Origin of the sequence: Rhizobium sp. SL42, assembly GCF_021729845.1 — a bacterium.
Classification (GTDB): domain Bacteria; phylum Pseudomonadota; class Alphaproteobacteria; order Rhizobiales; family Rhizobiaceae; genus Allorhizobium.
The window spans coordinates 24,932-48,777 of record NZ_CP063397.1 but is presented as its reverse complement, the minus strand read 5'-3'; the positions used below and the strand labels follow the sequence as shown (position 1 = coordinate 48,777).

Below are 23,846 nucleotides of genomic sequence, written 5' to 3'. Positions count from 1 at the left end.
CCGCTTCATCGTCACGCGATTGTATAGGAGAAGGCATGTATGCCGTTGCGGTTCTGAATAGTGAGGCGCTGGCGGCGTTCCGCAGTGAATATCCCTGGCTCGACTTTCCGGAAGACATCTGTGAGGTCAGCCTGTTTCTCGATGACAACCGTGCTCCAACCCGGCTGACTGCATTCAAGCAGGATGCGCTCGGTGCAAGGCATGCGGCCAATGTTGACGATTTCGGTGTCGAGACCATCCTGGCGTTGGTCCGCTATGCACCCCAGGTCGGTTCGAAGCTGGAAAATTCACCCGAGGAAGCGCGTTTCTGGTCCCTGCTCGAAAATCTCCCTATAGCCGACGGCGTAACGCCGATCGAAGAGGTTGAGGAGCAGCGCAGGCTGAAGCTGGAGGCTGCCTACAGGCTTACACGCCAGATTGCGGTTGAGCAGTTCGACAATCTGATGGAAGCCGACTCCGTAAAGCATGACGCCGCGCGGCTGCAAAAGCTGATTGCTCAGTTGCCGGAAACCTTGAGTGCAGTCGATGAGGGCCATAAGTCACTGTTTCTCGAAGTGGATCTCTGGCGGCTTGTGGCAGTCCTACGCGACGAGCTGTCGCTTCCGGCAGACTACGACCTCATACAGCGCGATGATGCGGATGGGTATTCCCCAGCGTATATGGAACAAGCGGAAGCGGCAGCCATGTCCGATCCGGTCATACAGGTGCTGTTCGACCTTTCTCCGGTTGCGTTTTCCATCTCGACCATTGGCCAGAATACCTCCCGCTACATCAGGGTCAACAAGGCTTACCTCGACCTCGTCGGCCATAGCTGGGAAAACATTCGCGGGCATGAAATGGTTGCTTCCGGCGTAGTGGTCGGAAGCGAGAAGCGAGCCTACAGGCTGATGTTGCTCGATCGCGACGCGGGCTACGATGGCCAGATTGCCGAAATTCACAATGCGGCGGGCGAAACCGTACCGGTGTCGATTTCGGCGCGACGTCTGTTCGTGGCGGGCCAGTTCTACGACTTCGAGGTTTTGACCCGGGTGGCGGAGGCGTAACGCGTCCGCCACCCGGTTGCTTCATACTCTGCGAAAGAGTGCAAGCGATCGTGCCTGAAGCAGGAAGGGCTGGGTTTCCCGGGCGACGTCGCCGGCGCGGTTCGGGTCGAAGGTCGTCATTTCCAGGCGCCAGTCGCGACCATCGGTCTTCGGCAGGGTGAAATCGATATCCTGGTCAACCGGATTGAACAGCAACAGGATTTCCGGCCAAATCCCATCTTGGTCGGCGAGATCCTCACGCCAAAGCTTCAGCGCAAGCGGATTTCCATCAAGCCAGTGTTCCGGCCGCTGTACGCCGCCGGTCACGTTGTACCAGTCGATGACGGTGCCGTCGCGCCAGTTGGCACGGCGCAACAGGGGCTGGGCCTTTCGAAGCGCGATTAGGCGACTGGTGAAATGGCGCAGCTCGTCACAGGTCGGCGGCAGGTTTTCCCAATGCAGCCAACTGATCTCGCTATCCTGGCAATAGCCATTGTTGTTGCCCATCTGCGAGCGGCCGAACTCGTCCCCGGCCAACAACATCGGCGTGCCATGGGAGAAGAAGAGCGTCGCCAGAAAATTGCGCTTCTGCCGTTCGCGGAGCGCGATGATGCCCTCGTCTTCCGTCGGTCCCTCGGCGCCGTAGTTGTGGCTGCGGTTGTCGTTGTGGCCGTCGTTGTTGTCTTCGCCATTCGCCTCGTTGTGTTTGCCATCATAGGAGACGAGATCGTTCAGCGTGAATCCGTCATGCGCGGTGATGAAATTGACACTTGCCCAGGGGCGGCGACCGCGAAGATCGTAGATATCGCCCGAACCAAGGAGGCGTGCGGCAAAGTCGGGCGCGCAGTTGTCGCCGTTCAGCCAGTATTCTCGGGTTGAGTCACGATACTTGTCGTTCCACTCCGCCCATCCGGGCGGGAAGCCCCCGACCTGATAACCGCCAGGGCCGATATCCCAAGGTTCGCCGATCAGCTTGACCTTGGACAGAACGGGATCCTGGCTGATCGCATCGAAAAAGCCGCCGCGCTGGTCGAAGCCTTCCGGCTCGCGGCCAAGAATCGTGCCGAGATCGAAGCGGAAACCATCGACATGCATCTCTTGCGTCCAGTAACGCAGGCTGTCCATGACCATCTGCAGCACCCGCGGATGGGAGGTGTTGACGGTGTTTCCGGTGCCAGTGTCATTTATATAGTAGCGGTGATTGTCGGGCAGGGTTCGGTAATACGAGAAATTGTCGATGCCCTTGAACGACAGGGTCGGGCCGAGTTCATTGCCTTCGGCAGTGTGATTATAGACCACATCGAGAATGACCTCGATGCCGCCGTCGTGGAAGGCGCGCACCATGTCGCGGAAGCCAGTGAGGCCATTCGGGCCGTAATAGCGGCTTGCCGGCGAGAAGAAGCCGATTGTGTTGTAGCCCCAGTAGTTGCGGAGATCCCGGTCGAGAAGATGGCTGTCATCCGGAAACGCATGGATCGGCAGAAGCTCGACCGAGGTGATGCCAAGGCTTTTGACATAGTCGACCGCCGCCTTATGGCCCAGGCCCTCGAACGTACCACGCAGATGTTCCGGAATGGCCTTGTTGAGCTGGGTGAAGCCTTTCACATGTGTTTCATAGACGATCGTGTCTGCCCATGGGATCCTGTTGAAGCCGTTGCTTGCGCGACTGGCACTCGGGTCAATGACCCGGCATTTCGGCATCACCGAGGCGCTGTCCAGAGTGTTGAAGGACAGGTCCTTCTCGTCGCTCTTCATGTCGTAACCGAAATGAGCCTCCGACCAGGCGAATTCGCCGACGATTTCACGTGCGTACGGATCGAGCAACAGCTTGTTGGGATTGAAGCGATGACCGTTGCCCGGATCATACGGGCCGTGAACCCGGAAGCCGTACAGCATTCCAGGACCGACACCTGGCAGGTATCCGTGCCAGATTTCGTTGGTGTATTCGGGGAGCTCGATCCGTGCGATCTCGGCGCTGCCGTCTTCGTTGAAAAGGCAGAGTTCGACGCGTTCTGCATGGGCGGAGAACAGTGCGAAATTTGTGCCTTGCCCATCATAGACGGCGCCGAGTTGCTGCCAATCGCCGGCCTGGACGGAAAAATGCTTGCTGCTGGCGTCCATGAAAATTCCTTGAATGGCTGGGGTTGCGCTGCTTAAAGCGCCGATCGCGTTTTTTGTTCCCGAAGCTCTGTCCCGGGGCGGAACATTCAATACGCTTGCCGGTTGTGTGCTCATGCCAATCGGGCGCCGCACTTGCCCTCGTGTTCGGAGTGACATCATGCCAGCAAAGTCGAAAGCTCAGCAGAAGGCAGCGGGCGCTGCATTGGCTGCCAAACGAGGCGACATTAGCAAATCCGATCTCAAAGGCGCTTCTCGTGACATGGCTGAGGGCATGACGGAAAAGGAGCTGACGGATCTGGCGTCGACCAAGCACAAGGGCAAACCCGAGCACGTCGGTGGTCGTTGATGGCAACGAAAAAGGAGTTCGGGCAACGGACTGCACTGGTAACCGGCGCCGGATCCGGCATCGGCATGGGCGCTGCGCTGAGACTTGCACGCGAAGGCGCCTTTGTCGGGCTGCTCGGGCGCACGAGAGATGAGTTGCAGGCGGTACTGCGGAAAATCGAGGCGATCGGCGGTCAAGGCATGCTGCTGGTCGCTGATGTCAGTCGCGACGCGGAGATGGCCCAGGCCGTCAAGGCACTGGTTGATGCGCGTGGGCGGCTGGACATCATTGTTGCAAATGCCGGGATCAACGGGACCTGGGCTCCGATAGACGACATCAAGCCTGAAGAGTTCGACCGGACGATTGCGGTCAATCTGCGCGGAACCTACCTGACACTTCACTACGGCGTGGCGCATATGAAAAGCACCGGCGGTTCGATCGTCGTCGTATCATCGATCAATGGCACCCGGACGTTCACGACACCTGGAGCGACGGCCTACTCGGCGACGAAGGCTGCCCAGCTTGCGATGGTCCAGCAACTTTCGCTTGAACTCGGACGGCATGGGATCCGGATCAATGCCGTATGCCCCGGTTCCATCGATACCGAGATCGACGACAATACCCAGATGCGCAAGCGCAAGCAGACGGAAGTGCCAGTCGTCTTTCCGAAAGGGGATATTCCCCTCACTGGTGGCGACGCCGGCACGATCGAGGATGTGGCGGAAGTTATCGCCTTCCTGGCCTCTGACCGTGCCCGTCACGTGACCGGTACGCCCGTCTGGATTGATGGTGGCCAGAGCTTGCTTCGCTAAGCGGAGTTCACGTGTCGTCACTGCTCGGTAGCTTGGCACCAACGAAGTGCAGCAGCCAAAGGACAACCAGCGCAAAGGTGCTGGCAATCAGGCCGATCTGCCAGAAGCCCAGCCCGCAGGCCAATCCGATCGACCCGGCAAACCACAGGCCAGCCCCCGTCGTCAGGCCCTGAACCTCACCCTTGGAATAGACGATCATTCCTGCGGCGAGAAATGCGACGCCGGCGGTGACCGCTTCAATCAGTCGAAGCGGGTCCATTCTGACTTCCTCACCCTGGAAGATGTCGTAGTGCACGATTTCAATGGTGAGAAGGGCAACGATCGCGGCTGAAAGGCAGACAAGGATGTGTGTGCGAAGCCCGGCGGCACGGCTGCGCCATTCTCGCTCGAACCCGATAGCACCACCGCATATCATGGCGACGAAAAGGCGCAGCACGATGGACGACAAAGGAAGACTGGTCTCGGTCCCGAAAGACAAAAGTTCGCTTGGCATGACGCCTCAATCCAAAAATGGGCAGCGATCCGTCATGATCGTCACCCTTACCTGTTTCAGTGGTTGTGTTCGGGCTTCTGTTCGGTCGCGGCCGTCGACGTGTACGTCGCGGAAACAGGATCGCTTGCCGGAAAACTGTCTTCGAGGCCCTCCTGCAAGGCGCTGCCGCTGCGGTTGTCGTCCTTGCGTTCCTGGTTCAGGCTTTTGACGGCTTCGCTGGCTTCGGAGGGGGCATCGCTGTCCTGTTTCCCCTCGCCACCCTTCTCGGTCGGGTTGAAGGAACCCGCCTGCAGCAGGATGACGCGGGCCTTCTGCACGGCGTTTTCGCGGGTCAAGGCATTGTTGCCGCTCTGGGCCATCTCGACCGAAATGCGCTCATTGCCATCGCCAATGAAATCGACTGTGAAGCCCGCCTTCACACCATTTCCTTCGCGAACCTGGGTTTCAATGATCTGCATGGCTGTTCTCCTTTTTACACACAGTGGCAAAACGTGCGAGAAAAACGCAGACTGTGACCCGGAGTTCCATCGAGCTTTTCTATGGCATCTGACACCGTTGCCGCGACGGTTTCACGTCGAAGGCCTTAAGGCCTTGTTTACCATGACATTTGGCATTTTAAGAAAATCTGAACAAAGCCATTGGCAGCACGTTGTGTTGTCGAAGGAGATCAATGATGCCAGCAGGACAAGCCTTAGCGATCGATACCATCCTCATCGTCGAGGACGATGTATTCATATCGATGGATGCCGCCGATGCCGTCGCACGGGCCGGCGTCAATGTCATCACGACGGAGAGTGTCAGCGACGCGCTCGACATTCTCGAGCAGGAACATATTTCCGGGGCGATCCTGGATTTCCAGGTCCGCGATGGTGCGGTCACGCCGCTGGTGCAGCGTTTGCTCCGCCAGGGCATTCCCTTCCGCATCGTGTCAGGTTCGGCGATCCGTGAAATTGAGGAAAACGGCATCCCCAAGTCGCTCTGCGCTCCAAAGCCTGCGGACTATGGCAAGGTGCTCAGGGCCCTGATGGGCGACGGCTCGCCAGGGCATGGTTCGGCAGGGCAAACGCAGGGACAGCACTGATGAAAGGGAAGGTCAATGTGCCTTCGTCATAAGCCGTTCCAGAGTACGCTCCACGACATCGACCATGACCATCGTCTGGTGGTCGATTTCGATGTTCAGAGGGTCGCCTGGTTTGTAGCGCGGAAAAGTGGTCTGGCGCAGTGTCTCGGGAATGAGGTTGATGGTGAACATGTCTCCCTCCGCTTCTGCGACAGTGAGGCTGGCGCCGTTGACGGCCAGGTAACCCCGCTTGAACACGTATTTCGCCCATTCTTCCGGGACGCGGAAACGGATAAACGCGCCGGGCATGTCCATCTTCGAGGCGACGAGTTCTGCCGTCGATGCGATATGGCCGGCAATATTGTGTCCGCCATTCTCGTCAGTCGGCTTGGCTGAACGCTCGACGTTGACGCCGTCGCCAATCGTCAAGATGCCGAGGTTGGTCCGATCAAGCGTCGCATCCATGGCGTCGAAGGTGACGCGGTTGCCGGTGATGGTGGTGACGGACAGGCAGACGCCCTCGATCGAGACACTTGCGCCGATCTGGAGGTCGGCCATCAGCCGCTCGGGCAATTCCACATGGAATTGCGTGTAGCCGTCATGGCGAACGATGTTTGTGACCGGGGCCACGGTTTGAACGATACCGGTATACATGGGCGTCTTTCCTTCGGCGATTGTGCGGAACGTAATGTCTCTTTGCGCAAACACAATCCCCGTTTTCCGATCGCAGCGTTCAGTATTCGGGTTAAATGCGATGCGACGCGCGCCACTAGATGACGCCGCTGGGTTCGGGCACCCGTCTTTCGACCGGGTTGCGGCGGCCAAATGCCTGGCGATATAGATCGTGCGGGAAATTTCTCCTGTCTCGAGAAACGGTCGATTGCACCATGACGAAAATTCTCTGCATTGCGCTCAACCCGGCCATCGATATTTCCAGCGATGCTGACGTCGTGCGTCATACCCACAAGACGCGGACGTTCAATCAGCAGCAGTTTCCGGGCGGTGGCGGCGTCAATGTCGCGCGGGTGATCAGTGAACTCGGCGGCAAATGCGAATTGATGTTCCTGTCCGGTGGCGCCACCGGGCAGTTGCTGGAGACGATGTTACTGCCGCTGGCAATTGCAGGTCGCGCCTTCCCGATCCACGATCCGGTGCGGGTCGCCTATGCGGTGCACGAGCTGTCGACAAATATGGAATATCGTTTCGTGCCGGAAGGGCCGCTGGTCAGCGACGCTGAACTCGAGCCTGTTTTCCAGGCCGTCTCGACGTCGGATGCCGATTACATCGTTGCCAGCGGCAGCCTTCCCCGTGGAGTGCCGGATGATTGTTATGTGCGGCTGGCCGAACTTGCTGCAGCCAAGGGCGCACGGTTTGTGCTCGATACGTCCGGCCCGGCTCTGGCGGCAGCGCTTGCGCGGGCGCGCATGTTTCTGGTTAAGCCGAGCCTTCGGGAGTTCGAAGCCTTCCTCAGCCGGACGCTCGATCACGACAGTGTCGGACCGGCGGCGCAGGACTATGTGCGCAAGGGATGCGCGCAGTATATCGCTGTGACCCTCGGAGCCGATGGCGCCATACTGGTGTCTGCAGATCAGATTGTCAGGGTGCCGGCGATTTCCGTGCCTGTTCAATCGGCTGTCGGGGCCGGGGACAGTTTTGTCGCCGGCATGACCTGGTCCCTGGCAGAAGGACATGGCATCGACGAGGCATTCCGCTTCGGGCAGGCGGCGGGCGCCGCTGCCGTCATGACGGCCGGCACCGAGCTTTGCCGTCGTCAGGATGTCATCGATCTCTTCGCTCGGCGCGCAGATTGACGCCGGCAGATAACCTGCGTGCAATCATCCGCTTTTTTGATTTGCCGCCATCATTATTACTTGTCACAAGTAGTCAGGTTTATTAAGGAGAGGCAGCGCAACCGGCGCGGCTCGATCCTTGCCGGTCCTTTTAGCACAGAGTTACATATAGGGAGCTCCCAATGCCTCTCACTCATTCGGGACCTTCGATCAGGATGATGGGTCTGGCCGCGCTGGTCGGCTTGGCTGTAAACACGGTGGTTCTAGCCCAGGAAAACAGCACGCCGGCCATCGCACCAGCTGCCTCAGTCGTGCAGAATTCTCCGGTCGTACCCAATGTCCCCGCGGCTGCACAAAGTGTCGCGCCGGCCGCCGCCGCTCCCTCGACTGATGCTGCCTCTCCGGTACAGGCGCCGGCAGCCAGTGAACCAGCGGCCAGTGTGCCGCCTGCCGATGTCCCTGCACAAGCGCCTGCATCTGCGGCAACGGCTTCGCCCGCGGTCGGCACGCCTGGTGCCGAGCCTGCCGTCAACGCTCAAGCGCCGGCGCCGGCTTCCGGCGAACCTGCCGCTTCGGCTTCACCCGCACCTGCACCATCCGCCGAAACAGCGCCGGTCGATGCGGTTGCGCCTTCGGATGCATCGGCAGCCGCGATCCTGCCGCACGACCTTTCGCCCTATGGCATGTTCATGGCGGCGGATTGGGTGGTAAAGGCGGTCATGCTGTCGCTGGCATTCGCCTCTCTCGTCACCTGGACCGTCTGGGTTGCCAAGACCCTGCAGTTGTTTGGCGCCAGGCAGCGTGCAAATCGCGGATTGAAGGCCGTGGTCACGGCCCGCTCGCTGCAGGATGCGCTGACTGTACTCGAACGCCGAGGCGGCGTCGTTGCCTCCATGGTGCGTGCGGCCAAGCATGAAATGTCGCTGTCGGATGCGGCGATCGATCATGCCGGCGGTGCCGGCGTGAAGGAGCGCGTGTCGTCTGCACTGGGCCGGATCGAGGCCCGCGCCGGGCGGCAGATGGCCAAGGGCACAGGCGTTTTGGCCAGCATCGGCTCGACTGCGCCGTTTGTCGGTCTGTTCGGCACGGTCTGGGGCATCATGAATTCGTTCATCGGGATTGCCGAAACCCAGACGACCAATCTCGCGGTTGTCGCACCCGGTATCGCCGAGGCGCTGTTGGCCACGGCTGTCGGTCTGGTCGCGGCCATTCCGGCGGTTATCATCTACAACGTCTTTGCCCGCTCGGTAACCGGCTATCGCCAGTTGCTGTCCGACGCGTCTGCCGGCATCGAACGGCTGATCAGCCGCGATCTGGATTTCCGCAAGACGGCCCTTAGGGGTGGACGCGCCGAGACCGTGACACTGGCTGCGGAGTAAGATAATGGCCGGCGGTATTCGCGACAACAATTCGGGTGACGATCTCAGCGAAAATCATGAGATCAACGTCACGCCGTTCATCGACGTCATGCTGGTCCTGCTGATCATCTTCATGGTGGCGGCGCCGCTTTCGACCGTCGACGTCAATGTCGACCTGCCGGCCTCCACGGCCAAGCCGGCACAGCGGCCGGACGAGCCGGTCTATGTTACCCTCAAGGGCGACATGAGCCTTGCGCTCGGCAATGACGTGGTGACGCGTGAAGCGCTTGGCGGTGCCCTCGACCGCCTGACGACCGGCAACAAGGACGCGCGGATCTTCCTGCGTGCCGACAAGACGGTCGACTACGGCAACTTCATGGAAGTGATGAACCTGCTGCGGGACTCTGGCTATCTCAAGATCGCACTCGTCGGGCTCGAGACCCTGCCCATGCCGCAGAGCGCAGATGAAGCTGCGCCAACGGCGGAGCCGCAGCAATGAATATCAACGGCGAGCCCAGGTCTCCAGCACGGGTGGTCGGCGAATGGCTGCTCTGGACAACGGCGGGACTGACGGTTCTTGCCGCTCATGCCGGTGCCGTTGCGCTGATGCTGCGCGAGCCGCCGATGGAGCTTGCCGATGGAACTCCGCCTGCGGCCATCATGATCGAACTTGCGCTGGAGCCGGAAGCGGTGGTCACCGAGGAAACCGAAGTTTCGAGCGAGACGGTCGATGCCGAGGAAATCCAGACGGCGTCCAACGAACCTCTGCCGGAACCGATGGAAGAGCCGCCGGTCCAGCCCTTGCCGGAGCCGCCGCCACCTGAACCTGTCGTAGAGGAAGAGGTGGTCGAGCAGATCGTCGAGCCGCCGCCTGTCATACCTGAGCCTCTGCCGGAGCCCGTGGAAGAAATCGATCCGATCGAGGAGATGGTGATGGCGCAACTCGACAATGTCGAGGTGCCGATCCCCATGGTGCGGCCACCGGTGCCGCAGCCGTCGGTGGAGAAGAAGCAGGAAGCTAAGCCGAAGAAAGTGGTGAAGAAGCAGCAGGCGGCGCCTGCATCTCAAGCCGCTCGCCAGGCCAAGGCGGATGTCACCCAGTCCAATCGTACCGCGGCACAAGCGGTCAGCAGCGGCGCCGGACGCAGCGTCTCGCCGGCCAAATGGCAATCGCGCCTGATGTCTCATCTCGAGCGGCGGAAGAAATATCCGGCACAGGCGCGTCGCAACCGCGAGGAAGGTACCGTTTATGTGCGTTTCCGGATCGATGATTCCGGCAATGTACTCTCGGTGTCCCTTTCGCGCTCTTCCGGTTATCCGTCGCTCGACAATGCGGTCCTAGGGATGGTGGAGAACGCATCGCCGGTTCCGGCCCCACCGCCAGGTGTCAACAAGACGATCACCGTCCCGTTTTACTTCAAGAATGGCTAAGCTCCAATTTACTGACTTGTGCCGGCTTTCCTGTTCATCCAGTCTGAGGGGATCAGGAATGTGGGCGAGGTCTGAATGAATTTGCTGCAGGCGTATGAAGCCGACTATGCGCTGATCGAAAGTTGGCTGGATGAAGTCTTTCCAAGGGCCTGCGCCGATGCCAGACTTGCGATTGCTCCCGATGCCCCACCGCGCCATGTGACGGCAGTTTCGCGCGACGAACGCTGGTGGCGGATCAACGAGGGCGATGGCGTCGAGGCAGTGTTGCTGGTCCATGCCAATACAACGCGCTGTACTGTGGCGGTCCTTGCCGGAAACTCGGTCCCGGCGACATTCCTTGCAGACAAGGTGGCGGCGACCACTGTCGGGGCGACGGAGATTGGCTGGCGCTTTCATGCCGTCGACAGCCACCGGCTTGTCTGTTTTTTCGAGGACATGGATCTCGGCGCCTCCGGCGGGCGCAATGGCAGCTGGGTGGCGCGTGATCTTGCCCGCATGCTGCGTTGGCTGCTGTCCGACGGTACAGCTTTTTAGCCTGTCTTGGACGGTCGGGCGTCGATCCTTGTCTTGATGTCGTCAACGAGGACGCCGATCGCGCGGGTGGCATCGAGCTTGTGCCAGGTGATGGCGCCGGTGTCATGGGTGAACTGCAGATCCAGAATGTCGGTTGTGGCATCGGAATCGCCCTTGGGCCTTGCCAAGACCCGTGCCCGCAAGATCTCGGCATCTGCCGTCAGCCAGATGCCGACGAACGGCACCTTGCGTTCGGCGGCGACCGCTTCGATCGCCTCGCGATCGGTCTGGCGATCGAACACCGCGTTGACAAGGACGCTGCCCCCGGCCGACACAATCGTCCGCGCCTTCTCGTTCAACTGATCGTAGACCTTGATGGATATTTCCGGGCGATAGGCCTGGGGAGGAAGGGTGTCGCCGCGTTTGGTCGAGAACATCGCCTTGCGAATGCGGTCGCTTTCGAGGATACGGGCGCCGGGCGGTGCGCCGAGCGCCGGGGCCAGGGCATCGGCCAGCGTGGATTTTCCCGAGCCACTGAAGCCGCCGATCGCCACGAGGCACGGCCTGTTATCGGCGAGCAGTCGGTTCGCAAGCTGAAAGTAGGAGAGGGCGCTAGCCGTCGCCGCGCCCGTGGCATCACCGATCTCGGCAATCTGCGTGGCGGTCACATGGGCGCGAACGGCGGCGCGTATGGCCATGAACAATGGCAGTAGCGAGAAGCCTGCCTCGTCCCCGGTGCGATCCAGATAGCGGTTGACGACGACATTGGCGAAATGCGGAAAGTCGCGATGCCAGAGATCCATCAGCAGGAAGGCGAGGTCATAGAGCACGTCGCACGTGGCAATCTTTTCGTTGAAGTCGATGCAGTCGAACATGCGCGGGCCTTCAGGGCCGAGGAAAAGATTGCGCAAATGCAGGTCGCCATGGCAGAGCCGTACCTTGCCGTGTCTCTCGCGTTGATCCAGCAGGGGCGCATACCGGTTCCAGGCGTGCCTGAATGCAGCCGTCACTGCCGATAGCGCGGCTGGCTCGAAGATCGTGCCGGTGGCAAAGCCCGCTTCGTTGATGTCGAGCACGCCCGCCATGTTTGCCGCGCCGGGTTCCGCGTGGCTGACCGGGGCGTCTGCATGAAAGACGGCAATGCCTTCTGCGGTTTGCTCCATCAGCGCCATCGTCAATCGTCCGTCAACGGCCATGCGGTCAAAAAGGTCGGCCTGTGCAAATCGCTTCATCTCGACCACATGGTCGAGCGGCGTGCCTTCTTGGCCAAAATGCAGCCTGCCGTCTGAAGTCCGTCTGATTGTTCGAACGCCAAGATAGATTTCTGGCGCCGCCCTGCTGTTGAGTTCCAGCTCGCGTTCACAGAACTGGTGACGCAGTGCGCAGGTCGAAAAATCGGCATAGGGCAGTTTGACGGCGCGCTTCAATTTGAAGGCGCGGTCTCCGACCAGAAAGACGATCGATATATGGGTTTCGATGATTTCGACCGGATCCGAAGCGGCGTAGCTTTCCGGCTTGCTGAGAAATGCAATGACGGCCGATTGGTCCTGGATTTCCATATGCCCACCTGCAGCGCATTCCGATTGCTGGAGCTTCGCTGATTTCAGCGGTGATGGCCAGAGCGAGGCGCAGCCACTTTCGTTCAGATGGAACACGGTCCGGCGATATGGAATGCCGCCGGACCGATCTTAGGTTATTCGATGTCGAACTTGACGCCCTGGGCCAGCGGCAGGGTGCGGCCGTAGTTGATGGTGTTCGTCGCACGGCGCATATAGGCCTTCCAGCTGTCCGAACCGGATTCGCGGCCACCGCCGGTTTCCTTTTCGCCGCCGAATGCACCGCCGATTTCGGCGCCGGACGGGCCGATGTTGACGTTGGCGATGCCGCAATCGGAGCCCCGGTCCGAAACGAAGGCTTCGGCTTCGCGAATGTCATTGGTGAAGATCGACGAGGACAGGCCCTGCGGAACGGCGTTGTTCAGCGCCAGTGCGTCGTCGAAGTCCTTGTACTTGATGACATAAAGAATCGGAGCGAAGGTTTCGTCGACGACGGGACCCACCTGTTCCGGCATTTCCACCAGTGACGGGCGCACGTAATAGGCGTCCTGCGCATCGTCGGCGAGAACGCGCTCACCGCCGGAAACCTTGCCGCCAGCTGCCTTGGCTGCGTCGAGAGCCTTCTGCATCCGGTCATAGGCGCCTTTGTCGATCAGCGGGCCGACCAGCTTGCCGGCTTCCAGCGGACTGCCGATGGTGACCGAAGCATAGGCCTTGATCAGGCGCGGAACGAGCGTGTCATAGATGCTTTCGTGGACGAAGAGGCGGCGCAGAGACGTGCAGCGCTGGCCGGCGGTTCCCATGGCGGCAAATGCGACCCCACGCAGCGTCAGGTCCAGGTCGGCGCTCGGAGCGACGATCGCCGCATTGTTGCCGCCCAGTTCGAGGATGCTGCGGCCGAAGCGCTGCGCCACGCGCGGGCCGACGGTCCGACCCATGGCGGTCGAGCCGGTGGCGGAGATGAGCGGTACCTTCGGGTTGTCGACGAGGATCTCGCCGATATCACGGCCGCCGATCAGCAGGGTCGAGAGATTGGCCGGAGCCTTGCCGCCCTGGGCAATGTAGCGCTTCACGGCCTTCTCGAAGATCGCCTGGGTGGCGATCGCGGTCAGCGGAGTCTTTTCCGACGGCTTCCAGACGGTGGAGTTGCCGCAGACGAGGGCCAGAGCCGCATTCCACGACCAGACGGCGACCGGGAAATTGAATGCGGAGATAATGCCGGTGACGCCCAGCGGGTGCCAGGTTTCCATCATCCGGTGCTCGGAGCGCTCGGTGGCGATGGTGAGGCCGTAGAGCTGGCGCGACAGGCCGACAGCGAAATCGCAGATATCGATCATTTCCTGGACTTCGCCCAGACCCTCGGACGTAACCTTGCCGACTTCGATCGACACGAGGCGGCCAAGCGCATCCTTCGCAGCACGCAGTTCCTCGCCGAGCAGGCGGATCAGTTCGCCACGCTGCGGGGCCGGCACCAGGCGCCATTCAAGGAATGCCTGATGGGCGGAGTCGATGGCCGTCTTCGTGTCGGCAGCCGAGATTTCAACGAGGGCGGCGAGTTTTTCGCCATTGATCGGCGAGCGAACGGCGAGGGTGCCGCCTACCAGCGCCTTGGCGTCGACGCCAAAGGTAGCCATCAGCGAGACGGTTTCGGCCGCAAGGTTGAGGTTTGCGAGGGTCATGGTGGTCCTTCCGTCAGGTCTTTTCAGATCGAGTGAATTCAAAATCGTGCGCCGGCCAGATGCGCAACCTGGGCGCCGGCTTCGTACCATGCTTCCTTCAGCGTGCGGAAGGCAGGCGCTTCCGGATCGGTCAGGGGCAGCGGCAACTGGTCTTCGCTTATTTGGCCGAGAATGTGGCCAGCCAGTGTCTTGCCGAATACGGTGCCGGGCGCGATCCCGCGGCCATTGTAGCCAGAGAAGCCGATGATACCTGGAGCAAACTTGTGGAAGCGCGGCAGGGCGTTGCTGGTCATGCCGATCTTGCCATACCACTCGCATTCAAAGGCGATGTCGCCTATCTGCGGGAAAATCGACTTTAATGCCCGGCGGGCCCAGGATTTGTGGATGGCTAGGCCAGTGCCGCGCAAGGCGCCGACACTGCCGAACACCAGTCGCCCTGCCTTGTCCATGCGAAACGAGGACAGGACCTCCTTGGTGTCCCAGCAGCCCTGGCGCTCGGCAAGAAGGGTCTTGCGCAGGTTGTCACCGAGCGGAACGGTGGCGAAATTGAAATAGGGCAGGTGGACCTGCTCTTCCCGGACGGCCTTGAACGGGCCTTCGCTATAGGCATCTGTCGCAACGATCACCCATTGCGCCGTGACACGACCGTCGGCGGTCACGACGCGCCAGCCATCGCCGTTCGTGTCACTACGACGGTCGTAGCTCACGACTGGGCTTGATGTATGGAGCGTGGCGCCTGCCTTGATGGCGGCCGCTGCCAGACCGCGGGCATAGGCGAGCGGTTGCAAGGTGCCTGCCCGTTTATCGAGCAGTGAACCGGCATAAACGCCGGTGCCAATCTTGCGCTCCGTCTCGCTGGCATTCAGCAGTTCCACCGGCGCGCCGCGACGCTGCCACTGTTCGGCACGCGCCTCGATTTCTTTCTGGCCGGTGGCGCCAACGGAACAATGCAGGGTGCCGGCGCGCTCCAGTTCGCAGGAAATGCCATGCCGTTCGATGATGTCCATCACAACGCCTGGACCATTGCCCAAGAGATCCAGCAGGCGCTCGCCATGGATTGCGCCAAGTTCACCCGGCAGATCGTCGGGCATGACCCACATGCCGGCATTGATCAATCCGACATTGCGGCCTGCGCCGCCGAAACCGATTTCCTTGCCTTCGAGCAGGATAACGCTGGTGCCGCTTTCGGCGAGATGCAGAGCGGCCGAGAGGCCGGTATAGCCGCCGCCGACGATGACCACGTCGGCCTTGTGGTCACCCACCAGTTTCGTTGTCTTCGGGGCGGCCGGAGCGGTCTTTTCCCAAAGACCGTGGGATCGCGGATCATTCAGCATGGCGGGCCTTGGGGTCAGCAGGTGTGGCGTCGGTCGCAGGCAAAAAGCCGGGTCGAAAATGTCGAGATCCGCCTGCGGATTTTTGGCGACATCATTCCGATCCGTGCAGTCCTGAGATATCTAGAAGAGGAAACTAACGCATTCCAGCGATAATTACTCAAGAGATCATTCCCAAAAGGCATAACCATGCTGTCGCCCCGGCGCTTTCTTCCTTCCTTGTCATTGCTCACGGCATTCGAGGCCGCGGCCCGGACCGGCAGCATCACTGCGGCGGCGCGCGAGCTTGACCTGACGCAGAGTGCTGTCAGTCGCCAGATCAAGGCGCTGGAAAACCAGATCGGCGTCGAACTCTTCCTGCGCGAACGCCAGACCATTCGATTGACGATGGCCGGCGAGAGTTACGCGCGAGAGATCCGCGAGGCGCTTAGGCGCATTTCCAGCGCTTCGCTGAACCTGCGCGCCAATCCAAATGGCGGCACGCTGAACCTGGCGATCCTGCCGACCTTCGGCGCGCGCTGGCTTGCTCCACGCCTCGGGCAATTCCTCGCCACGCACCCGGGTATCACGATCAACCTGGTTACGCGGCTTTCGCCGTTCGACTTCCGTCTGGATTCAATCGATGCAGCCATTCATTTCGGCGATCCGGTCTGGCCTGGCGCCGAGATGACGTTTCTGATGCAGGAAAAGACCTTGCCGGCCTGCAGTCCACAATTCCGTCAGGCGCATGGCATTGTCGAGCCGGCCGATCTGTTGTCGGTGCCCCTGCTGCATCTGACCACCCGGCCGGATGCCTGGGAACGCTGGTTCACCGAAAACGGCGTCAGTTTCGCCAGTGTGCATGGAATGTTGTTCGACCAGTTCGCAACAGCCTCCCAGGCGGCCATCGGCGGACTTGGGGTGGCTCTGCTACCGACGTTTCTTATCCAGGAAGAATTGAGACGGGGAGAGTTGGTCGCGGCCGTGGATCGCCCGATGCAGAGCGCCCAGCGGTACTATCTCGCATTTCCGCGGGAGCGCGCGACCTATCCGCCGCTGCTCAAGTTTCGCGACTGGATCGTGCAGGAACTTGCAGCCACAGTGGCATAGGGGTGCATTGGCGCGGGGGCTTCATGCGACCAGGCTCGCGGTCTTCGTTGCAGCGAGCAGGAGCGCGAAGACCAGATGGGTCAGATGATGCAGAGTCTGGTCGATGCCGAGCAGCCACCAGAAACAGGAGCGATCGGGCGTCATGGTCATGTGCAACTGGATCCGTGCCTTACCGCGATCGATCAAGCCGTGAATGACGATGTCGACAAGAGCCAGCCATGCGAGGCCGGGTGCGATCGCCAGCGTGATCAGCAGCGTTGCCAGCCCATGGATGCAAACATGAATCGCCAGCGGCAAAACCCAGCCCGAGGAACGCTCCTTACCCTTGGCCATCCATGCCGTTTGCAACAGGAAGTCAGCCACCCATTGCTTGACGAGGAACAGTGCGAGGGCCCCGACCATCCAGTGGGTCGAAATTTGCTCGGGCAGTATGGGCATTCGGTGTCTTTCGTCATGTCGGTCGGAGATGACGATAGACCACAGTTTGAAGCGCTGTGAAGATCGCTTTTCGTCTCGTCTGGTTCTAGCTTTTCGCTTTGTTTCGTCGATCAGCGCATTTCGCCGACCGATGTTAGGCGATTGGAAGCATTTGACGGGCTGCCATGCCGGCTTACCAGCCCTCGGAAAGCACCTTTTCCAGCATGTCTGCAAAGAAGTCGGCGCTTTCGACTGTCAGGCACAGAGGAGGCTTTATTTTCAGAACGTTAAGATGATCGCCCGTGGGTTGCATGATGACGCCCAGGTTCAGCAAACGGTCGCATATGTTTGCCGTCTCGTCGGTCGCCGGTTCGAGCGTTTCGCGGTCGCGGACAAATTCGAGGCCGAGATAGAGGCCCATTCCGTGAACGGCGCCCACGAGAGGGAAACGCTGGCCAAGTGCCTCAAGCCGTCGCTTGAGGTGATCGCCGACATCGCGGGCATTTTCCTGCAGCTTTTCGCTGGCCATGATGTCGAGCACGGTCATGCCGACGACGCAGCTGACCGGGCTGCCGCCCGACGAGGAGAAGAAATAGCCTTCCTTTTCCAGGCTGTCGGCTATCTCGCGCCGGGTGATCACTGCGCCGAGTGGCTGGCCGTTTCCCATGCCCTTGGCGGTGGTGATGATGTCCGGAACGACGCCCTGCTGCTCGAAACCCCAGAAATGATGACCCAGGCGGCCATATCCGACTTGGACCTCGTCGGCGATGCATACGCCGCCGAGCTCACGGATTCTGGCATAGACCTGATGAAGATAGCCCGCAGGGAGCGGAATGCCGCCAGCATTGCCATAGACGCTTTCTGCGATGAAGCCCGCCAGACCCTGGCCGCTTTGTTCGATCTCGGCGAGTTTGTCCTCTACCGCTGTCACATAACCTTCGGTCGCGTTCTCGCCACGGAATTTGCCGCGATATGTATTGGGCGACAGGACCGGATGTACCCAGCCTGGACGGGTCTCCAAGGCGCGTGGATTATCAGCAATCGACGTCGAGACGGCGTCGCTGGCGACGGTCCAGCCGTGATAGGCTTCCAGAAGGCTGACGATATTGCGGTGTCCGCTATGCGCCCAGGCGAGCCGGAGGGCCAGATCAACGGCTTCGGAACCGCTGTTGACCAGGAAAACCGTGTCCAGACCATCGGGAGCGAGCGCGGCAAGGCGATCGGAGAATTCCGCGACAGCCGCATAGTGAAAGCGGGAATTGGTGTTGAGCATCGACCATTGCCGACCGGCGGCCGCGGCAAGCTTCGGGTGACCATGGCCGAGAATGGTGACGTTGTTGACCATGTCCAAATAAGACCTGCCCTGGACGTCGAACATATGCTCCCTCCAGCCGCGTTCGATCTGCGGCGGATCGGCATAGTAATTCTTCTGTGGCTTGGCGAAGCTCTTTTGCCTGCGCACAAGCAGAGCCTCGCTCTGAATGTCGGGTGCATCGACGCCGACGCCAAGAAGCAGGGAGGGTGAGGGGCAGATCTTGCGCCAGACTTCGCTCTGGTGCGGCTTGGCAAACAACGGCGGAACGAGATCCGGATCGCGGCAGAGTTGGATACGCAATCCGCCGATGCCGCCCTCGGCCCCTGCTACCGCGCCGATGCTGTCGCCGGCATTTACCGTGGCGCCTTCTTCCAGGCCGCAGTCGATGCCATCGAGATGCAGGGACACGTTCTGGCTCGACAGGATGAGATGGTGGCCGTCGCGAATGATGGTTGCATCGAAAGGGGCGACAGCTTCGGTCGCAGCCGGCAGGCAGATGTCGATGTGAAGCGCGAAGGTTGCCGGAGCCACGGCGGACAGGGTGCGGGTATAGGATAGCCGATATTCGCCGTAACGTGTCGAGGCTATGCCAGTTTCGGCGGCGGCGCGCGCCAACAGCTTCCAGTCGATTTCCTGATCGGACCAGTTGTCGCGCAGGAGATCGGGGCTTGTCACGCTGAGGTCGGTCAAGCGCATCTGGTCGGGAGTGATGCCAGGCAACAGCGTGTGGGCAAAGACCAGTTCGGGGCCGGTCAATTCAAAACCGGCAGCCTTGAGAATCGCCGTTTCCATCAACGAGAACGGAGCGGAGGTTGCGACTTCGAACATCTCCCGCTCATGGGCCGCATTGCCGACCACATATTCATTGTCGGGATCGATGGCCAGTTGCTGCTCGGTGCTGGCGACCAGAACGCCGGACCGTGCGACAATCAACGGCCAGAGTGCCATCAACTCCTCCTTGGTCAGGGGGTAGCGTTCCTGAAAGGCCGTGACGGCGGGGAGAATGTAGAAGGGATCGCCATCGGCGTGATGAAGAAGGGCCGTGCAGGTCACGGCGAGATCGGCGACCAGCCAGCCGTTGAGGATGTCACCAAAATCGATGACGCCATCGGGAATCAGACGACCATTGGCATTGCGGCGCGTGACCACATTGTCGTCGGTTATGTCATGGTGGATGGGCTGGATGCGCAGGCTGGCTGCGAGTGGCTGTATGTGCTTGACTGCGAGGATCATGGCCTTGGCAATCTGGTCGCGGCGCTTTTGGTCAGTCACCGATTTCAGCAGATGCAGTGCGACGGGACCGGCCCGTCGCAGATCCCATTGCAGGTCGCGATCGAGGCCCGGATGTGAAAAATCGCGCAGTCCGAGTGCGACGGAGGCCGCGACATCGCCGAATGCCGCCACGACTTCCGGTGCCAGGTGCTTGTGGCGGGTGAGGGGCTCCCCATCAAGATAGGTCAGCACACGGGCCCGGTAGTCCTCCCCGTTGACCTCCACGGCGAGGATTTCCTCTCCGGTGAGTGCTGGTATCAACTCGGGTACGCGCAGATCGAGACCAGATTGGGCCAGATGGCGCATGGCTTCATTCTGCGCCTCAAGCTCGTCGCCTGCATATTCGGCACGGCAAATCTTGAGGACGAAGCGCTCCGCCCCGGTATCGATCAGATAGTTGCGGTCCTGCTGGCTGCCCAATTCGCGGATCGGGCCGTTGAAGCCGTAGATATCGCTCAGGATACGGGTCGCATCCGCTTCCGAAAAATTAGGACGTGGAAGCTCTGCACGCTGGAAGAGAGCGGAATCGGCCATGCTTGTTTTCCCTCGGAATCACAATCGAGAGATTAGCAGAGAGCGGGCCTGCGTCTATCCCGCTCATTGAGGCTGCCGTCCGTGGCTGCATGTTGCGGATATGAGCAGGATCGGCAGGGCGGCAGAGGCACATTGGCCTCTGCCTGGATAGCGCTTCAGCCCATGCGCTCGGAGGCATAGGAGCCCGGGCTTGCCGGGAAGACGACGGTCCGGTTGCCGTTGATGAAGGTTCGGTGATGGATATGGGCGTGGATGGCGCGGGCCAGCACCTGGCTTTCGACATCGCGTCCGATCGAAACATAGTCTTCCGATGACTGGGCATGGGTGATGCGGGCGACGTCCTGCTCGATGATCGGGCCTTCGTCGAGGTCGGCAGTGACGTAATGGGCAGTGGCGCCGATCAGCTTCACGCCGCGCTCGAAGGCCTGCTTGTAGGGGTTGGCACCCTTGAAGCTCGGCAGGAAGGAATGGTGGATGTTGATGATCCGGCCGGACATCTTCTGGCACATCTGGTCGGACAGGATCTGCATGTAGCGGGCCAGCACGATGAGCTCGGTACCGCTCTGCTCGACCAGCTCCATGATGCGGGCTTCGGCCTGGGGCTTGTTGGCCTTGGTGACGGGAATGTGGTGGAAGGGGATGTCGTGGTTCACGACGACCTTCTGGTAGTCGAAATGGTTGGAGACGACGCCGACAATCTCGATCGGCAGGGCGCCGATTTTCCAGCGATAGAGCAGGTCGTTGAGGCAGTGGCCGAAGCGCGACACCATCAGCATGACTTTCATGCGGTGGGTGCTGTCGTGTATTTCCGCGGTCATGCCGAATTTTTCGGCGATCGGCGCAAAACCCTGGTCGAGTTCCGCGCGGCTGGTCCCCTCTTCGGAAATGAAGGAGACGCGCATGAAGAACATGCCGGTTTCGAGATCGTCGAATTGCGAAGAATCGACGATGTTGCAGCCTTTGCCGGCCAGATAGCCGGAGATCGCGGCGACAATCCCGCGCGTAGACTGGCAGGAAACGGTCAATACATGGCTCGTCATAGGCTCTCTTCTCCTGGACCCGGGCTGCGTCGTGTTGTCTATCGCAGTTGCGTCACACCGGAAAGGTCCGGTGGATCGCATCTGGCACGTGCCTTCCCGCCTCGATATGCGCAAGCTTATGCGAGGCGAAGGAAAATTCCGTTCCCGTTGCGTCTTCGGCAAGCGCATCCCCGTCGTTGTTTGACGGGAGGCGGCTGCCATTCGGTCAGGAGAAATGGTGCAGGTTGGCCGTGCCGAGCTGGCTGATCGTGCCGGCTGGCGCGTGTGTCGGGTCGGCGCTTTGTCTCGGCAGTAGCTTGAGCCGACGCGTCAAACCGGGCGCGAGGTGGAACCAGTCATCCTCGGCGCAGTGGTGTTCCATGTCCAGATGAAGCGATTGGGCTAGAGTGCTGGACGACAATTCCAACAGCCATGCACCATTTTCCTGCACCAGCTTGTGGTCGAAGTTCGCGTCATGCAGAGCCGCAGCCCTGCCCAACGGAAAATGAAAAGCTTCTGCCAGCAACGTTCCATCCGCAGCTCGCAGTCTGGCAACCGATACGTCATGCGATGGTGGACCGAAACGGAAGGCATAGGATGTGTCGAAGAAGGCACCGAAAAGATCGGTTGCAGGGATGCGCTGGTTGCTGCGCGCCGCCAGTGTCAGCTCGCGCTTGCCGCTGATCACGGTCTGTCTTCCGTCGCGCAGGCAGACGAGCTCCAGCGTGACCGGTTCGTCCTCTGCTGTTTCGTTGATGACGTGGACATCGAGACCGTTCGTACCTTCGTCCGTCAGCATTACCTGTAGCGGACGGAAGGCGCGCTTGAGAGCGTACCAGACGGATTTGCGCTCGCCGGTCGAATCGATCAAACCCCAACCCGGCCCGGCCGAGAGATCCTGAAACGTCCATGTGAGAGCGCCGCGGCAAGACGATGTCGTCCGGCGCCATTCGGCATAGGTTTCGGTTACGACTTCGGCGGTCACCGCGCGCGAGAAATTCAGATAGCGGCCGCCATCCTCGCGGCGCAGGCGCGCCGGATCAAAACCGTAGAGATCCTGCAGATAGTGGTCGCGGATGTCCTCGAAGTCCCAGGATGCGCCGCGGTCGCGGGGGACACGGGCCTTCCAGCGCGGATCGTGAACCGGCGCGACGGGCAGGTGGGTGTCGAGGGTGCGCTGTTGCGGGACATGGGCAAATGCGAGGCATTCGGCGGCAAAGCGGACTTCGGCGCGGCGGGCGTCTTCCAGCGGTTTCTGATAAGCGCCGACGCCATAGTAGTGGGTGATGCCCTCATTCGGCGAAAAAGGCATGGCGCCGCCGCAGGGTGAGTTCGCGACATAGGCGGCGTCCGGTCTGAGTGTCGCCGTCAGGTGCGCCAGTGTCTCGTTGAAGAGGTCACCGCTCCAGATCCGTTCGGGAAGACCGAGCATTGCACCCTGCTGGAAGATTTCGCTGCCACCGCAGACGACGGCCAGCGATGGATGGCCTTGCAGCCCGGCAAGGAGTTCGGTCACTTCGCGGGAGACATGCGCTGCGAAACGCTCGTCTGCCGCCGGATAGTCATAGTTGGCGAACATCAGGTCCTGCCAGACCATGATACCGAGCTGGTCGCAAAGGCGGAAGAAATCCTGGCTCTCGTAGGTCATGGTGCCGCCGATGCGGATCATGTTCATGTTCGCTTCTGCGACCTTCACCAGCCAGGGTGCGTAAGCTTCTGCCGTGCCCGGCAGGCGCAGGATATCGGCATTGGTCCAGACTGAGCCGCGACAGAAGACAGGCTGGCCGTTGACCTTTATGCCGAAGCCCTTGCCATCTGCCCCCCGGTCGATTTCGATGCGGCGAAAGCCGACCAGGCCTAGGGAATGGGGGCTGCCGTCGATGATCAGGCGAAGGTCGTGCAAGGCAGGATGACCATGGGTCCTCGGCCACCAGGCTTCAACGTTCGGGATTCGCAATTCGGCGGTGACCCCGCCGTCAGCAGACAGGGTGAGTTCAAGACGTTGGGCGCAGCATTCGATGGCTACATTGTCTGCGTGGCCTTCCAGGCGGAAGTTGGCCGTCAGAAGGCCGTTGCCCTCGTCATCGCGATCGGCGTCGATGCGGAGGTCGGATATCCGGTTTTGCCCGGCTCGAATGAGGGAGATCGGCCGGAAGGGGCCGACAGGATGAATCTCCGGACACCAGCCCGGCATGTGGCCGAGAACGGTCGTCCGTGTCAGGCGCAGGCCCTGATGGTCCATCATCTGTGGGCGCCAGCGGGCACGGGGTCCCCGTTTTTCGAGATGCGGGGTGAGCGCGCGAAAGCAGATTGCCAGATCGTCGCGACCTGTGATCTCAATGGCGAGATCATTGGCTTCGAACATGCTCTCCGATGACAGCCGCAATTGGCCGTTGAGGTAGACTTCGGCAATCGTCGCCAGGCCTTCGAAACGGAGCAGGGCAGGCCCGGCTCTTTCGCCTTCGAGCGAGCGAAAATACCAGGCGTCCTTGTCATGCAGAGGGTGCGGATGCTCCGGATCGAACAGGCCTGCATCAGCCAGTGCGCCGGCGACCGTTCCGGGGACCGGTGCCGGAATGCGGGCAGCCGGGCGATGGACCTCCGCCGGATTGGCGTAGCGGCCGGCTTCGGTAACCAGCAAGGTCCAGCCCATTTCCAGCGGGCGAATATCCGCTCCCAGATAGATCGTCCCCGCCGCCATATCTTTCC

Annotated in this window: 21 protein-coding genes; 10 read left to right on the top strand and 11 right to left on the bottom strand. The window is 60.8% G+C overall.

Going from position 1 to position 23,846, the window contains the following annotated elements; translation table 11 throughout:
* Nucleotides 1–35 precede the first annotated feature (35 nt).
* Nucleotides 36–1,043, top strand: coding sequence for a diguanylate cyclase (locus tag IM739_RS00215; RefSeq protein ID WP_237369288.1), 1,008 nt, complete (start codon nucleotides 36–38; stop codon nucleotides 1,041–1,043).
* Nucleotides 1,044–1,064: 21 nt separating this feature from the next.
* On the opposite strand, the gene glgX is transcribed toward IM739_RS00215, so the two are convergent.
* Nucleotides 1,065–3,143 carry a glycogen debranching protein GlgX gene (gene glgX / locus IM739_RS00210; RefSeq protein ID WP_237369287.1) on the bottom strand — a complete coding sequence of 693 codons (2,079 nt, stop codon included), beginning with the start codon at nucleotides 3,141–3,143 and terminating at the stop codon, nucleotides 1,065–1,067.
* Nucleotides 3,144–3,300: 157 nt separating this feature from the next.
* On the opposite strand from glgX, the gene IM739_RS00205 reads away from it, so the two are divergent.
* Nucleotides 3,301–3,489: a DUF3008 family protein gene (locus tag IM739_RS00205; RefSeq protein WP_237369286.1), complete on the top strand. Its 189-nt coding sequence runs from the start codon at nucleotides 3,301–3,303 to the stop codon at nucleotides 3,487–3,489.
* Complete coding sequence (locus IM739_RS00200) at nucleotides 3,489–4,280, top strand: SDR family oxidoreductase (protein ID WP_237369285.1); 792 nt, start codon at nucleotides 3,489–3,491, stop codon at nucleotides 4,278–4,280. Before IM739_RS00205 ends, IM739_RS00200 begins: the two co-directional genes overlap by 1 nt.
* Nucleotides 4,281–4,287: 7 nt before the next feature.
* Here the strand turns inward: IM739_RS00200 and IM739_RS00195 are convergent, their stop codons facing one another.
* The gene (locus IM739_RS00195) at nucleotides 4,288–4,773 is read right to left on the bottom strand and encodes an MgtC/SapB family protein (protein ID WP_237369284.1); all 486 of its coding nucleotides are present in this window, start codon (nucleotides 4,771–4,773) and stop codon (nucleotides 4,288–4,290) included.
* A gap of 56 nt (nucleotides 4,774–4,829) precedes the next feature.
* Nucleotides 4,830–5,231, bottom strand: a complete 402-nt coding sequence (locus IM739_RS00190) for a hypothetical protein (protein WP_237369283.1) — start codon at nucleotides 5,229–5,231, stop codon at nucleotides 4,830–4,832.
* A 215-nt stretch (nucleotides 5,232–5,446) separates the two neighbouring features.
* Here IM739_RS00190 and IM739_RS00185 point away from each other — a divergent pair, with 215 nt between their 5' ends.
* Nucleotides 5,447–5,854 (top strand): response regulator, encoded by a 408-nt coding sequence (locus IM739_RS00185; RefSeq protein ID WP_237369282.1) that lies wholly within the window; start codon nucleotides 5,447–5,449, stop codon nucleotides 5,852–5,854.
* A 12-nt stretch (nucleotides 5,855–5,866) separates the two neighbouring features.
* On the opposite strand, the gene IM739_RS00180 is transcribed toward IM739_RS00185, so the two are convergent.
* Nucleotides 5,867–6,487 carry a riboflavin synthase subunit alpha gene (locus IM739_RS00180; RefSeq protein WP_237369281.1) on the bottom strand — a complete coding sequence of 207 codons (621 nt, stop codon included), beginning with the start codon at nucleotides 6,485–6,487 and terminating at the stop codon, nucleotides 5,867–5,869.
* Nucleotides 6,488–6,720: 233 nt separating this feature from the next.
* Between IM739_RS00180 and IM739_RS00175 the strand changes: the two genes are divergently transcribed.
* The 5 genes from IM739_RS00175 to IM739_RS00155 all read left to right on the top strand — a co-directional run bounded on the left by IM739_RS00175 (nucleotide 6,721) and on the right by IM739_RS00155 (nucleotide 10,946).
* Nucleotides 6,721–7,644: a 1-phosphofructokinase family hexose kinase gene (locus IM739_RS00175; protein ID WP_237369280.1), complete on the top strand. Its 924-nt coding sequence runs from the start codon at nucleotides 6,721–6,723 to the stop codon at nucleotides 7,642–7,644.
* Between the two features lie 161 nt (nucleotides 7,645–7,805).
* On the top strand, nucleotides 7,806–9,002 hold the full coding sequence (exbB, locus tag IM739_RS00170) for a tonB-system energizer ExbB (protein WP_237369279.1): 1,197 nt from the start codon (nucleotides 7,806–7,808) through the stop codon (nucleotides 9,000–9,002).
* A 4-nt stretch (nucleotides 9,003–9,006) separates the two neighbouring features.
* Nucleotides 9,007–9,480 (top strand): TonB system transport protein ExbD, encoded by a 474-nt coding sequence (gene exbD, locus IM739_RS00165; RefSeq protein ID WP_237369278.1) that lies wholly within the window; start codon nucleotides 9,007–9,009, stop codon nucleotides 9,478–9,480.
* Nucleotides 9,477–10,412, top strand: a complete 936-nt coding sequence (locus tag IM739_RS00160; RefSeq protein ID WP_237369277.1) for an energy transducer TonB — start codon at nucleotides 9,477–9,479, stop codon at nucleotides 10,410–10,412. The genes exbD and IM739_RS00160 overlap by 4 nt, the downstream gene beginning before the upstream one ends.
* Nucleotides 10,413–10,487: 75 nt before the next feature.
* The gene (locus IM739_RS00155; protein ID WP_237369276.1) at nucleotides 10,488–10,946 is read left to right on the top strand and encodes a hypothetical protein; all 459 of its coding nucleotides are present in this window, start codon (nucleotides 10,488–10,490) and stop codon (nucleotides 10,944–10,946) included.
* Here the strand turns inward: IM739_RS00155 and IM739_RS00150 are convergent.
* The 3 genes from IM739_RS00150 to IM739_RS00140 form a co-directional block, all read right to left on the bottom strand.
* Nucleotides 10,943–12,484, bottom strand: coding sequence for a bifunctional aminoglycoside phosphotransferase/ATP-binding protein (locus IM739_RS00150; RefSeq protein ID WP_237369274.1), 1,542 nt, complete (start codon nucleotides 12,482–12,484; stop codon nucleotides 10,943–10,945). The genes IM739_RS00155 and IM739_RS00150 overlap by 4 nt on opposite strands.
* A gap of 134 nt (nucleotides 12,485–12,618) precedes the next feature.
* Nucleotides 12,619–14,160 (bottom strand): L-piperidine-6-carboxylate dehydrogenase, encoded by a 1,542-nt coding sequence (amaB, locus tag IM739_RS00145; RefSeq protein WP_237369273.1) that lies wholly within the window; start codon nucleotides 14,158–14,160, stop codon nucleotides 12,619–12,621.
* 38 nt (nucleotides 14,161–14,198) lie between these two features.
* On the bottom strand, nucleotides 14,199–15,494 hold the full coding sequence (locus IM739_RS00140; protein ID WP_237369272.1) for an NAD(P)/FAD-dependent oxidoreductase: 1,296 nt from the start codon (nucleotides 15,492–15,494) through the stop codon (nucleotides 14,199–14,201).
* A gap of 186 nt (nucleotides 15,495–15,680) precedes the next feature.
* Here IM739_RS00140 and IM739_RS00135 point away from each other — a divergent pair, with 186 nt between their 5' ends.
* On the top strand, nucleotides 15,681–16,580 hold the full coding sequence (locus tag IM739_RS00135; protein WP_237369271.1) for a LysR family transcriptional regulator: 900 nt from the start codon (nucleotides 15,681–15,683) through the stop codon (nucleotides 16,578–16,580).
* Nucleotides 16,581–16,601: 21 nt separating this feature from the next.
* Here IM739_RS00135 and IM739_RS00130 read toward each other — a convergent pair whose 3' ends face one another.
* From IM739_RS00130 to IM739_RS00115, 4 genes are all read right to left on the bottom strand, one after another.
* Nucleotides 16,602–17,018: a DUF3307 domain-containing protein gene (locus IM739_RS00130; RefSeq protein ID WP_237369269.1), complete on the bottom strand. Its 417-nt coding sequence runs from the start codon at nucleotides 17,016–17,018 to the stop codon at nucleotides 16,602–16,604.
* Between the two features lie 172 nt (nucleotides 17,019–17,190).
* Nucleotides 17,191–20,118, bottom strand: a complete 2,928-nt coding sequence (locus IM739_RS00125) for an aminotransferase (protein WP_237369267.1) — start codon at nucleotides 20,116–20,118, stop codon at nucleotides 17,191–17,193.
* 155 nt (nucleotides 20,119–20,273) lie between these two features.
* Nucleotides 20,274–21,158 carry a formyltetrahydrofolate deformylase gene (purU, locus tag IM739_RS00120; protein ID WP_237369265.1) on the bottom strand — a complete coding sequence of 295 codons (885 nt, stop codon included), beginning with the start codon at nucleotides 21,156–21,158 and terminating at the stop codon, nucleotides 20,274–20,276.
* A gap of 205 nt (nucleotides 21,159–21,363) precedes the next feature.
* Nucleotides 21,364–23,838 carry a glycoside hydrolase family 2 protein gene (locus tag IM739_RS00115; protein ID WP_237369264.1) on the bottom strand — a complete coding sequence of 825 codons (2,475 nt, stop codon included), beginning with the start codon at nucleotides 23,836–23,838 and terminating at the stop codon, nucleotides 21,364–21,366.
* Nucleotides 23,839–23,846: the final 8 nt, after the last annotated feature.

Excerpts from the sequence above, each read along its gene's own strand:
- IM739_RS00215 (WP_237369288.1), top strand. The coding sequence starts at position 36 with ATGTATGCCGTTGCGGTTCTGAATAGTGAGGCGCTGGCGGCGTTCCGC.
- glgX (WP_237369287.1), bottom strand. The coding sequence starts at position 3,143 with ATGGACGCCAGCAGCAAGCATTTTTCCGTCCAGGCCGGCGATTGGCAG.
- IM739_RS00205 (WP_237369286.1), top strand. The coding sequence starts at position 3,301 with ATGCCAGCAAAGTCGAAAGCTCAGCAGAAGGCAGCGGGCGCTGCATTG.
- IM739_RS00200 (WP_237369285.1), top strand. The coding sequence starts at position 3,489 with ATGGCAACGAAAAAGGAGTTCGGGCAACGGACTGCACTGGTAACCGGC.
- IM739_RS00195 (WP_237369284.1), bottom strand. The coding sequence starts at position 4,773 with ATGCCAAGCGAACTTTTGTCTTTCGGGACCGAGACCAGTCTTCCTTTG.
- IM739_RS00190 (WP_237369283.1), bottom strand. The coding sequence starts at position 5,231 with ATGCAGATCATTGAAACCCAGGTTCGCGAAGGAAATGGTGTGAAGGCG.
- IM739_RS00185 (WP_237369282.1), top strand. The coding sequence starts at position 5,447 with ATGCCAGCAGGACAAGCCTTAGCGATCGATACCATCCTCATCGTCGAG.
- IM739_RS00180 (WP_237369281.1), bottom strand. The coding sequence starts at position 6,487 with ATGTATACCGGTATCGTTCAAACCGTGGCCCCGGTCACAAACATCGTT.
- IM739_RS00175 (WP_237369280.1), top strand. The coding sequence starts at position 6,721 with ATGACGAAAATTCTCTGCATTGCGCTCAACCCGGCCATCGATATTTCC.
- exbB (WP_237369279.1), top strand. The coding sequence starts at position 7,806 with ATGCCTCTCACTCATTCGGGACCTTCGATCAGGATGATGGGTCTGGCC.
- exbD (WP_237369278.1), top strand. The coding sequence starts at position 9,007 with ATGGCCGGCGGTATTCGCGACAACAATTCGGGTGACGATCTCAGCGAA.
- IM739_RS00160 (WP_237369277.1), top strand. The coding sequence starts at position 9,477 with ATGAATATCAACGGCGAGCCCAGGTCTCCAGCACGGGTGGTCGGCGAA.
- IM739_RS00155 (WP_237369276.1), top strand. The coding sequence starts at position 10,488 with ATGAATTTGCTGCAGGCGTATGAAGCCGACTATGCGCTGATCGAAAGT.
- IM739_RS00150 (WP_237369274.1), bottom strand. The coding sequence starts at position 12,484 with ATGGAAATCCAGGACCAATCGGCCGTCATTGCATTTCTCAGCAAGCCG.
- amaB (WP_237369273.1), bottom strand. The coding sequence starts at position 14,160 with ATGACCCTCGCAAACCTCAACCTTGCGGCCGAAACCGTCTCGCTGATG.
- IM739_RS00140 (WP_237369272.1), bottom strand. The coding sequence starts at position 15,494 with ATGCTGAATGATCCGCGATCCCACGGTCTTTGGGAAAAGACCGCTCCG.
- IM739_RS00135 (WP_237369271.1), top strand. The coding sequence starts at position 15,681 with ATGCTGTCGCCCCGGCGCTTTCTTCCTTCCTTGTCATTGCTCACGGCA.
- IM739_RS00130 (WP_237369269.1), bottom strand. The coding sequence starts at position 17,018 with ATGCCCATACTGCCCGAGCAAATTTCGACCCACTGGATGGTCGGGGCC.
- IM739_RS00125 (WP_237369267.1), bottom strand. The coding sequence starts at position 20,118 with ATGGCCGATTCCGCTCTCTTCCAGCGTGCAGAGCTTCCACGTCCTAAT.
- purU (WP_237369265.1), bottom strand. The coding sequence starts at position 21,158 with ATGACGAGCCATGTATTGACCGTTTCCTGCCAGTCTACGCGCGGGATT.
- IM739_RS00115 (WP_237369264.1), bottom strand. The coding sequence starts at position 23,838 with ATGGCGGCGGGGACGATCTATCTGGGAGCGGATATTCGCCCGCTGGAA.